This is a genomic window from Blastomonas sp. UPD001, assembly GCF_003426715.1.
GTDB lineage: Bacteria > Pseudomonadota > Alphaproteobacteria > Sphingomonadales > Sphingomonadaceae > Blastomonas.
This window is the reverse complement of sequence record NZ_QKVT01000001.1, coordinates 566,984-577,749: the sequence shown is the minus strand read 5'-3', so window position 1 is coordinate 577,749 and position 10,766 is coordinate 566,984. Positions and strand designations below refer to the sequence as shown.

Below are 10,766 nucleotides of genomic sequence, written 5' to 3'. Positions count from 1 at the left end.
CTAGTTCTGGAAAGTCTGCATGTCGTTCATCTCCAAACTCTTCCGGTTCGGTTCGCACAACATGGCGATCGATCTGGGCACCGCGAATACGCTTGTCTATGTCCAGGACCAGGGCATCGTGCTGAACGAGCCTTCGGTGGTGGCGCTGGAGACGCTGAACGGCATCAAGCGGGTCAAGGCCGTGGGCGTCGATGCCAAGATGATGATGGGCAAGACCCCCGATTCGATCGAGGCCATCCGTCCGTTGCGCGATGGCGTGATCGCCGACATCGAGGTCGCCGAGCACATGATCAAGCACTTCATCCAGAAGGTGCACGGCAAGCGCAGCATGTTCAGCTATCCCGAGATCGTGATCTGCGTTCCCTCTGGCTCCACCTCGGTCGAGCGCCGCGCGATCCGCGATGCCGCGTCGAACGCGGGCGCGAGCCAGGTGATGCTGATCGTCGAGCCGATGGCCGCCGCGATCGGCGCCGACATGCCGGTGACCGAACCGGTCGGATCGATGGTCGTCGATATCGGCGGCGGCACCACCGAAGTCGCGGTGCTTTCGCTGCGCGGCCTCGCCTACACCACTTCGGTCCGCACCGGCGGGGACAAGATGGACGAAGCGATCGTCTCCTATGTCCGCCGTCACCACAATCTGCTGATCGGCGAAACCACCGCCGAGCGGATCAAGAAGGATTTCGGCATCGCGGTCGCTCCGCCCGACGGCATCGGCCACACGATCCAGATCAAGGGCCGCGATCTCGTCAACGGCGTGCCCAAGGAAATCTCGATCAACCAGGGCCAGATCGCCGAGGCCCTGTCCGAACCGATCAGCAAGATCGTCGAGGGCGTGCGCATCGCGCTGGAAAACACCGCGCCCGAACTCGCCGCTGATATCGTCGACCAGGGCATCGTGCTCACCGGCGGCGGCGCGCTGATCGCGGGCCTCGATGCGCATCTGCGCGAAGAGACCGGGCTGCCCGTCTCGGTCGCGGAGGACCCGCTGACCTGCGTTGCCATTGGCACCGGCCGCGCCATGGAGGATCCCATCTTCCGCGGCGTGCTGATGACCGCCTGACCGGCGACTGAAGCATGGCGCCGCCCCGCAAACGGCGCCCCGGGTTCTCCCGCAAGGCGCAGCTGCAGATTTTCACCGGGTATTTGCTCGCCTTCACGGGAGCATTTGCCGGGCTGTTGCTGCTCGCGCTGTCGCGCTTCGATCCGGCTGCCTTTTCCGCCGTCCGCTCGGTCGCGGCCGAGATCGGCGCGCCGCCGGCCCGGCTGTTCACCGGCATGCGCGTCGGCGTGCAGGACGGCTGGCGCGAGGTCGCCGCCTATTTCAACGCGGGGTCCAAGAATGCCGAGCTCCAGCGCGAGGTCGAGCGCAACCGCATCCGCCTGATCGAGGCGCGCGCGCTCAAGCAGGAAAACCGTGAGCTTCGTCGCCTGCTTGGGCTGATCAAGCAGGAGGGCCGCCCCGTCGCCACCGCGCGTCTGATCAACTCGAGCGCCTCGAGCAGCCGCCGCTTCGCCACGCTCGATGTCGGATCGCGCCAGGGCGTCCAGCGGGGGCAGCCGGTGCGCGCGCAGCGCGGGCTGATCGGCCGCGTGCTCGAGACCGGGCCCAACACCTCGCGCGTGCTGCTGCTCAGCGATGCCGAAAATGTTGTGCCCGTCCGCCGCGCGCGCGATGGCATTGTCGCCTTTTCGCAAGGCCGCGGCGATGGCCGGGTGGATATCAAGCTGATCGATATCGGCATCAATCCGTTCAAGGTCGGTGACGTCATGGTCACATCGGGCAATGGCGGCATCTATCCGCCCAATGTACCCGTCGCGATCATCGAGAAGCTGACCGGCGACGGCGCGATCGGCAAGCTGCTCGCCAATCCTGCCGGCACCGATTTTGTCATCGTGCAGGAAATCTACGAGCCCGAACTGGTCGATCCCGAGGCGAGCGGTCTGCCGCCCGCCAATAGCGAAACCGCCGCGCCGGCCTCCGCACCGCGCACGCGCGAGGCTGCGAGGAAACCCGCAGCGCAGACCGGGCCGACCCCCGCGCCCGCCCGGGCTCATGCCGCTTCACCCGCCCAGGCGCCAGGTCAGGGCCGGCCATGAACGCGCCCTATCGCGCCCGGCTGAACCGCGAGCCTTCCACCTTTCGCAAGGCCGGCGTGCCGATCGCATCGGTGCTGATCGGATCGATGACCCCGTTGCTGCCGATCGTCGCCTCCGCGCCGGTGCTGCCGCCTTTCGGGCTGGTCGTGCTGATCTGCTGGCAATTGCTGCGCCCGGGCATCTGGCCGGTCTGGGCGGGCGTGCCGTTCGGCATGTTCGACGATATCCTGAGCGGCCAGCCGGTGGGCAGCGCGGTACTGCTGTGGTCGATCATCCTCATCGCGCTCGACCTGATCGAGCAGCGCTATATCTGGCGCAATTACTGGCAGGACTGGTTCATCGCCGCGCTGTGCCTTATATTCGGGCTCGCAGGAGGCCTCGCGATCAACAATTTCCTTGTCAGCGACACGCGCCTTTCGGTGCTCTATCCGCAGATGATCCTGGCGATCTTCACCTATCCGCTGGTGCTGCGCCTTGTCGCGCGGCTCGACCATATCCGTCTCAAGCGCTGAGGGGCGGGTGGCGATGATACGTCCGGGCAAGCTGATCACCCGCAACTCGCTCAACATCACGTTCAACCGCCGCACCATGCTGATCGGCGGGGCGCAGGGGCTCGTCGGAGCGATCCTCGCGGGGCGCATGGCCTATATCTCGATCGTCGAGAACGAGCGCTACAAGATGCTGTCGGAGAGCAACCGGGTCAACCTGACGCTCATTCCGCCGCGCCGGGGCTGGATCATCGACCGGCATGGCAAGCCGCTCGCCAACAACAAGGCCGATTTCCGCGTCGACCTCATCCCGCAGCGCGTGCGCGATGTCGACGGAACGATCGACCAGTTGAGCTCCATCCTGAAGATGACCCCCGACAAGGTCGACGATTTGCGAGCGGCGATGAAGGACGCGCGCGGACTCCAGCCGGTGCCGGTCGCGGCGGGGCTGAGCTATGAGGATTTCGCCGCGCTCTCGGTCCGCCTGCCCGACCTGCCCGGCGTCGCGCCGCAGCGCGGCTTTTCGCGCCAATATCCCACCGGGGCGGCGGTCGGCCATTTGCTGGGCTATGTCGGCATCGCCAATGCCGAGGAGTATGAGGAGAACAAGAACCCGCTGCTGATCACCCCGGGCTTCAAGATCGGCAAGGACGGGCTGGAGAAATATTTCGAGCCGCAGCTTCAGGGCAAGCCGGGCGCGCGCAAGGTCGAGGTCACCGCGCGCGGCAAGATCGTTCGCGAACTGGGCGTGCAGGAGGATGTCCCCGGCAAGCCGCTCAAGCTGACCATCGACGGCGGGTTGCAGGAATTTGTCGCGCGACGCATGGGCCGCGAATCGGGTGCCGCGGTGGTGATCGATTGCCAGACCGGCGGCATCCTCGCCTTTTCCTCGATGCCTTGTTTCGACCCCAACAGCTTTTCCGACGGTATCGGGCGGCTGGAATATTCGATGCTGTCGCAGGACGAGCGCGTGCCCTTGCTCAACAAGGCGACACGCGGGCTCTATCCGCCCGGATCGACGCTCAAGCCCATGGCCGCGGTCGCCTGCCTCCAGCACGGCGTCGATCCCGAAGAGACCGTCAACTGCCCCGGCGGCTATCGGCTGGGTAATCGTTTCTACCAGTGCCTCGGGCGTCACGGCCCGGTGAACATGGTTCGCGCGATCGAGAAGAGCTGCAACACCTATTTCTACGCGCAGGCGCACCGCCTCGGCTATGACAAGATCGCGATGGTCGCGCGCGAAATGGGCCTGGGCGAGGATTTCAACCTCGCCGGCCTCAACCAGCGCTATGGCACCATTCCCGACAGCGAATGGAAGATGCGCAAGTTCAAGCAGGAATGGACCGCGTCGGATTCGCTCAATGCGGTCATCGGCCAGGGCTATGTCATCGTGAACCCGCTCCAGCTCGCGGTGATGGTCGCGCGGCTCGCCTCGGGGCGAAAGCTCTATCCGCGGCACCGCGCAGGTACGCGGGCTCGGCTCGGGCAGCCGCGGCGGCGCGGGCGTGCCCTGGAAATATCGCGACCACGGCCTGTTCGTATGCTTCGCGCCGGTCGAGCAGCCGCTCTATGCCGCCGCCGTCGTGATCGAGCATGGCCTGGGCGGATCGCGCGCCGCCGCGCCCGTCGCCAAGGATTTCATGACCTATATGTTCGATCCGCAAAAGGCGATGGACAGCCTGCTCGCGATGGAGGCCGGCTGGGGCGGCAACATCCAGCAGCGCATGGCGGCGGAATTCGACCTGTTCCGCGCGCGCGCCGAAGGCCGGTTGCCCGAACCGCCGACCGAAGAGGCCGCCGACTGATGCTGGCCTTCGTCCCCCGCCCGGTGGCGGAGCTGCCCTGGCAGATCATCTTCATCACTGTCGCCATCGCCGGGTTCGGCGTGATCGTGCTCTATTCGGCCGCCGGGGGCAGCGTCTCGCCCTGGGCGGGCATCCATGCGCTGCGGTTCGTCGTCTTTCTCATAATGGCGCTGGTGATCCGGCTGTTCAGCGAGAATTTCGTCAAATGGGGCACCTTCCCCGCCTATGCGCTGTTCGCGGTGCTGTTGTTGCTGGTCGAGCTCGCCGGCGCCGTGAAAGGCGGCAGCCAGCGCTGGATCGAGCTCGGCTTCATCCGCCTGCAGCCGTCGGAATTCATGAAACCGCTGGTGGTTCTCGCCATCGCGCGCTTCTACGAGATGCTGCCGATCGGCCAGGCGCGCAGCTGGTCGGCGATCTGGCCGCCGCTGGTGCTGATCGGCGTGCCCTGGTTCCTGGTGATGACCCAGCCCGATCTCGGCACCTCGATCGCCATCATGACCGGCGGGGTCACGGTGATGTTCCTCGCCGGGGTGCCGCTCCGGCTGTTCATCGGCGCAGGCCTGGCAGGCGCGGCGTTCGTGCCCTTCGCCTTCTTCTTCCTGCTCAAGGAATATCAGCAGAACCGCGTGCTCATCTTTCTCGATCCCGAGAGCGATCCCCTCGGCACCGGCTATCATATCAGCCAGTCGAAGATCGCGATCGGATCGGGCGGGATCGGCGGCAAGGGCTATCTCCAGGGCTCGCAAAGCCATCTCGACTATCTGCCCGAAGGCCATACCGATTTCGTCTTTGCCACCATGGCGGAGGAATGGGGGCTGATCGGCGGATTGTTCGTGATCGTGATGTTCGCCCTGCTGCTGCGCTGGTCGACGATCGTATCGCTCAACGCCCCCAGCCGCTTTGGCAAGCTGGCGGGCGGCGGGCTCACCATGGTGATCTTCTTCTACATCGCCATCAACATGCTGATGGTGATGGGCCTCGCGCCGGTGGTCGGCATCCCGCTGCCGTTCCTGAGCTATGGCGGATCGTCGATGATGACGATCATGATCTGCATCGGCCTGCTGATGGGCATCGAGCGGACCACGCGCCAGGGCGGCGGCGGCGGGCGCGTGCTCGCCTGATCGCCTCACCGCCGGCGATCGCGCGGCGTGCTCGGGTCCCCCGAACCCCGCCGTCAAATTTCTGCACGAAAAGCCAAAAAAGGCTCTTCCCATCGCTGCGCGATCCTATATAGGCAGCGCTCTCCCGGCGGCGGCTGATTCGAGCCGACCTGCCACGGATGGATGGACGCATAGCTCAGTTGGTAGAGCAGCTGACTCTTAATCAGCGGGTCCTAGGTTCGAGCCCTAGTGCGTCCACCATTTTTCCTTTACGATCAAATGGTTACTGGATCGCCATTGGCGTCAGATTGACGGAAAAGTGCTCTAGGTAACGCCCTAGGTAACATCTGAGCCGGTATAAATTTGGTACGCCATGTTGGCAAAGCCTCTCCAACACCCTCTCAACCAAAGAACGTAAGACGGAATTCGACCCAGAATGCGCCGTCCACCGCTCGGGCTTTGAACGGCGGCTTCCGGCAGAACCAGCCATTCGCTAAGCGCGAGGCGGCCTAGCGGACGGCCTCGCGCTGACTTCGGACCTTCGACCTATTGAGCTCTGGCCCCACGGCCAGCGGTTGGTTAAATTAAAAGGCCGGAATCCGACGGTGGGGTACCTAACCTCTGGCGTCACGAGGCTGCGAACGATAAGACTCGGAGACTTGTGAGATTAGGGGGAAGTGTGTCAGCAGAGTTGATTGTAAAGCTGAGGCTTTCTGTGTGGCGGGATTTCGCGCCCGGACGACCGCTTTCCCTGTGGAGAGGGGATCAGAACGAGCAGCAAGTTATATCCGGCGAGTCGGAGATCCAGCAGGAAATCTTTTCCTGGCAGATGCGTGAAGATCCGTTCGATGGTGTCCTTGAAGAGGAGGACCGTGCCCTGTTGCGGGCGGTGTTGCTCGACAGGTTTGAGCCATCAAGCAATCCCGACGATAGGCGCGTGGAACGCCTTGTCGAGTTCGTAGTCGAGGCCGATCGAATCCTAGATAGCGGCAAAGCAGAATGGACCATTAGCCTCGATCCGCCGCAAGAGGATGAGGATGCGCCCTATCGGCTCAATCCGTTATTGGCGTTGCGCAACCAGGTCGAGTGGCTGATCGGCTCTTTTGGCGGCATACCAGGCCTGTCGGTGTCCGTGCGATGAACTCGATACTTACCACACCGCGGGAAGCTGAAACCCTTCTGGCTCACTTGTTTACGGAAGGTTCTGAGGCTCAGGTCAAGGTTTCCGAAAACAAGGCGTTCGGCGCTCAAGGCTGGCTGAACTTAGGTTCAATTACTCTCAATCCTGGTGGCGACAAAGTAAGCCATATGCTTACTGCGGTGCGCCGGGGCGGCTTCGAATGGGCCTTGCCCTCGAGCGAAAACGTCGACGCTCAGTTAGTCGAGCTCATGGGCTTGAAAGAGGCCGACCGCAAGAATGGCAAGCTTCGCCGCGCCATGGACGCGATGGGCGGGATCGCGGTGCGGTTGGGGCTACGATATCCGCGCTTAGATCCGTTCGCGCTGGAAGGCATGCCGTACCGGCGTTCGACAACCGTAGTGGCGGACACCAGCGCGGTTATCCAGGGCGGTCTCGATTTCGTAGCCCGACATCTACACCCTGCGGCAAGGGTCAAGGTGCCGGCAATCGTTCAGATGGAGATTGTCAATTTCGCCGAGCGCTTCTTGAGCACGCGTCGCGCGGCGAAGATCAGACCGCTCGACATCCTCATCGACCACATGCTCAGCCAAGGTGGCCAGCGGGTGCTGCTGCGTCTCGAACTGAACACCGACACGGAGATCGAGCGCAACTTTCTCTTGGGCGATCCACTTCGCAGCGCCTTCATGAAAGACGCAGATCCCGAACTAACCGACCTCAACTTGAGTGTGCGCATCAAAGCCTACGCTGATCGCCTCATTCTTGAGAGCGCGCGGCAGCATCAGGCGCAGTCTAATCTGGGCCATAAGGTGCAGCTCCTGACAAGCGATCAAGGACTTGCGCGCATGGCGCTTGCCGAGGGTATCGTGCCGACGTATTTTAACTCAGTAGTCGCCAGCGATCTGTTCGGTCGCCGACTAACCGGCATCAATCTCGATCCTTTCAGCGGCAAGCTGCGCGAGTGCTCGCTGGCTTCCGTATTGTGGGAGCTCGCGACCGCATTCGGCGGTGTCCGGTTGGAGTCCACTGCCAGCGATCGGCACATTGAAGTCGCAGCGTTCGGTGAGGGGCTGAGCTGGTCTCCAGTGCAATCGCATGGCGACCTGCTTTGGTGCGACCACCATGGATGTGTTGCGCTCAAGGATCCAGCGATCCCGGCCAATGTCGCCGGCATCGCGGCGCTGTCGGCTGCACCGAAAACGACATCAAGCTCGGAAGCTCCGGATTCCTCCGAACAAGCTCGAGAAAGGGCCGCTAAAGGGGCCGCCCGTACCGCACGTTCAGGCGCCAAAACGGCGGATGTAAAGGCGCACAAGGCACAGCAGCCGGTCGCATCTGGTGCAACTCGGCCCCAGCGGTTTAACGTGGCGACTTTCTTCACCGTGCTCGATGGGCTCGACGTCGAGCAATCACTGCCGGAAGAAGCCGTTCTGAAGCTGGCGGGCGCGAAAAACCGGGCAGGCATCGACGATTACCGTCGCTTCCTCCTGTCGGGCGGCTATGTCGTTGTCGATGGCGACACCTGGAACGCGACACCTGCCGGCTCGGCTTTGGCGATTGCGCTAAGAAACGAGGATAATAAGTCGGCCTTCGAGGCTCTGCAATCTGCGACTTCCTTTGCTGACTTTGCTGCTAATGTGGCGGCAGTCCCGGTGGGATCAACGATCCCTCCAGGCATTTTCGAGCGTGCCTTCAAAACCTATAGGACATTGGGGGAAATCACGTTGATCTGTGCGCCAATTCATCAAGAGGGACTTTACCCCACGCCCAGCACCCCGACAGCTGAAGCGTTCGCACCGCTTGCGCTTGCGCATTTCAAAGCGCTCGATACCGGCGATGAGCTCGTGTCGACAGGCGCTTGGCTGGAGAGGCTTATCAGGGACGAGGGCATTCATCCCGAGATCGCGCGCGCGCGCCTCAGTGACGCCAGTGCAGCCGGCCTCCTTCGCCGATCAACTGAAGGGTCGACGACCGATGTTCGAAATGACCGGCATATTTTGCAGGTGCTTCGAGCTCGCGGCGGGCATCCCGTGATCGACACGGTGCATCTCTACCGGGGTGACTATTTGATACCGGGCAAGGCCAGCACCAGCCTCCGTATCTTGGAGGCGGCGCGATGAGCCTTAAGGATAAGCTGAGGCAGCAGGGTGGCGGTGGCGGTGGTGCGCCTCAGATATTCACGAAGTATGGTGTCGCCGGTAATCCTTTCCCGTCCGCGAACCAGACATCAAACAATCCGCATTTTCGGACGGAAGCCGATGAGGAAGCCGAAGCGCGCATTCTCAGCTTCTTCCGCGACAATCGATCTCAGGTTGTTGTGGTCGAAGGCACGCAAGGGACTGGTAAGACTAACTTCCTGAACTATTTCGAGGGGCAGATTCAAGAAGCGCTGGAGGAAGAGGACGAATATTACGTAGTTCGTTATCTCGCTGATCCCGAGGCGTCGTTCGAAGCAACGATCCGGCGGCTGTTCCAGGAGATCGGTACGGATCACCTAGAAAAGCTGGCTGCGGAGCTGGACGAAGATGACAGTCCGATGACGGTCGTGCGCAGTCAGGACATGCGGTCGGCTTTGCACGCGCTGCGTGATGAAGATACGCGAGAAGCCAACGCAGCGTTGATGCTAGAATGGCTGCTCGGGTTTCGCCTCCTGAAGGTCCACCGCGAGACATTAGGCGTGCAGTTTCGCCTCGATACGGTAGAATCCAAAACAGCAGCGTTGCGCGATCTTATTTTGGTAAGTAGCGAAGCCGAAATTCTCAAGGGTATTTTCCTACTTCTCGACGAGTTAGAAAAGCAGGACGGCGTGCTGGGTCCGACCGCGATTACACGATATCTCTCCGCGATGCGCGCGATTATCGATGCGTTGCCGAGACATCTTTTCATGATGATCGCGATAACACCGGACGCGATGCGCCGCTACTCAGCGGCAGTACCAGCCTTTCGTAGCCGACTTCAAAATCAGATCACTCTGCTTCCGCTTGAAGAACTCGAGACGGCATCCGAGCTTGCTAACTTTTATCTAACGACCGCCAAAGTCGAAGCGAATAATCGACGGCAGTTCCGAGGTCAGAAAGCCGGGCATAAAGTGTTAGTGACGGAAGAAGAGATCGAAGAAGTATTCGAAAGGCTACGAAAGACGGCCGAACGCCGAGGCGATAGCGGTGTTCGACAGCGAGAATTTTTGCACCAGCTTCATGTTCTCGCAGAGGGGCGCTTGCAGCAGGCCTGAGCACAAGCCGCCTCTGTTAGCATGGCGACATTAGTCGTCTGCATGATTGCGTGTCCTGGCAATCCGGGGATAACGAGTCGTTTCCGTCAGGCTCGACCGGATGGCATGGTCATAGGCTTACGCATGTGACGATACCCGCCCAGTTTCTGTTGCTCTGCGATGCCACTCAAGCAAACACGGAATGTCTGCTCCAGACAAGAGCTGACGTTCCTACCGTAACTCTTGAATGATAGGCGAGTCCCAAGCCAGGTCTTAGCAGTCGTTCGGCGGTAGGCTATTTGTACCGCGCATCGGAAAATTGCACTTTGCCTAGGCCCTCAATTTAGTCCGTGGCCCTGACCTCGATTAAGCAACCGACACTTTTCAGTTTCCGCTCGTCCGCACGGCTGGCGCACTTCGCGATCGCGTGGCTGTTGGCGTCTGACATCCGCGCCGCAGCCTGGATCACCTGCCAGCGCTCCGGATCGTTCACAAAAAGCAGCCTCTCCCCCGCCTCCCAGCCGCGAAGGCGCAATGCAGATTCGGCTCGCTTCTCAGGCCACTGCCAGGCTTCCGGCACAACCCAATCGATCGCTGGCGGAACAATGCATCCGCCGACCCAACCTAGCACCAAAGCCAGACCCGCAGCCCCAGCCAAAATCTGATTCTGGCGTTTAGCTGCCCTAACCGCCCCGGTCACCCTGGAGAGCGCGGCGATAGAATTCTGCAGACTGCCCTGGGCAGCTACCAAGGCTTGATTAGCGTTCCTGCAAACGCCCTGCCCTGCTGCCTCGATCTGCCTGGCAATCATCTCCGGCGTCAGCGCCAGCGCTGGCTTCTGCGCCAAAGATTCGATCGCGTGCCGCAAACTGCTGCGCGACAATCAGGATGAGAACCGCGCGACAATCTAGTTGAGAATGGCGG

At 61.9% G+C, this 10,766-nt stretch carries 8 protein-coding genes, 1 tRNA gene and 1 pseudogene; 9 read left to right on the top strand and 1 reads right to left on the bottom strand.

The window, feature by feature from the left end; all coding sequences use genetic code 11:
• Nucleotides 1-19: 19 nt before the first annotated feature.
• From DM995_RS02715 to DM995_RS02675, 9 genes and pseudogenes are all read left to right on the top strand, one after another.
• Nucleotides 20-1,063 carry a rod shape-determining protein gene (locus DM995_RS02715; protein WP_116968414.1) on the top strand — a complete coding sequence of 348 codons (1,044 nt, stop codon included), beginning with the start codon at nucleotides 20-22 and terminating at the stop codon, nucleotides 1,061-1,063.
• A gap of 14 nt (nucleotides 1,064-1,077) precedes the next feature.
• The gene (gene mreC / locus DM995_RS02710) at nucleotides 1,078-2,100 is read left to right on the top strand and encodes a rod shape-determining protein MreC (protein WP_116968413.1); all 1,023 of its coding nucleotides are present in this window, start codon (nucleotides 1,078-1,080) and stop codon (nucleotides 2,098-2,100) included.
• Nucleotides 2,097-2,612 carry a rod shape-determining protein MreD gene (mreD, locus tag DM995_RS02705; RefSeq protein WP_023837438.1) on the top strand — a complete coding sequence of 172 codons (516 nt, stop codon included), beginning with the start codon at nucleotides 2,097-2,099 and terminating at the stop codon, nucleotides 2,610-2,612. Before mreC ends, mreD begins: the two co-directional genes overlap by 4 nt.
• 13 nt (nucleotides 2,613-2,625) lie before the next feature.
• Nucleotides 2,626-3,984, top strand: a pseudogene (gene mrdA / locus DM995_RS02700) (penicillin-binding protein 2); the annotation flags it as partial.
• Nucleotides 3,985-4,395: 411 nt separating this feature from the next.
• Complete coding sequence (gene rodA / locus DM995_RS02695; protein ID WP_116970296.1) at nucleotides 4,396-5,514, top strand: rod shape-determining protein RodA; 1,119 nt, start codon at nucleotides 4,396-4,398, stop codon at nucleotides 5,512-5,514.
• Between the two features lie 164 nt (nucleotides 5,515-5,678).
• Nucleotides 5,679-5,754 (top strand) — tRNA-Lys (locus tag DM995_RS02690).
• Between the two features lie 418 nt (nucleotides 5,755-6,172).
• Nucleotides 6,173-6,634: a hypothetical protein gene (locus tag DM995_RS02685; RefSeq protein ID WP_157973047.1), complete on the top strand. Its 462-nt coding sequence runs from the start codon at nucleotides 6,173-6,175 to the stop codon at nucleotides 6,632-6,634.
• Nucleotides 6,631-8,751 (top strand): PIN domain-containing protein, encoded by a 2,121-nt coding sequence (locus DM995_RS02680; protein ID WP_116968411.1) that lies wholly within the window; start codon nucleotides 6,631-6,633, stop codon nucleotides 8,749-8,751. The genes DM995_RS02685 and DM995_RS02680 overlap by 4 nt, the downstream gene beginning before the upstream one ends.
• The gene (locus DM995_RS02675) at nucleotides 8,748-9,863 is read left to right on the top strand and encodes a BREX system ATP-binding domain-containing protein (protein WP_116968410.1); all 1,116 of its coding nucleotides are present in this window, start codon (nucleotides 8,748-8,750) and stop codon (nucleotides 9,861-9,863) included. The genes DM995_RS02680 and DM995_RS02675 overlap by 4 nt, the downstream gene beginning before the upstream one ends.
• A 322-nt stretch (nucleotides 9,864-10,185) precedes the next feature.
• Here the strand turns inward: DM995_RS02675 and DM995_RS02670 are convergent, their stop codons facing one another.
• A complete protein-coding gene (locus DM995_RS02670; protein ID WP_157973046.1) occupies nucleotides 10,186-10,725 on the bottom strand; it encodes a DUF6118 family protein in 540 nt (179 codons plus the stop codon).
• Nucleotides 10,726-10,766: the final 41 nt, after the last annotated feature.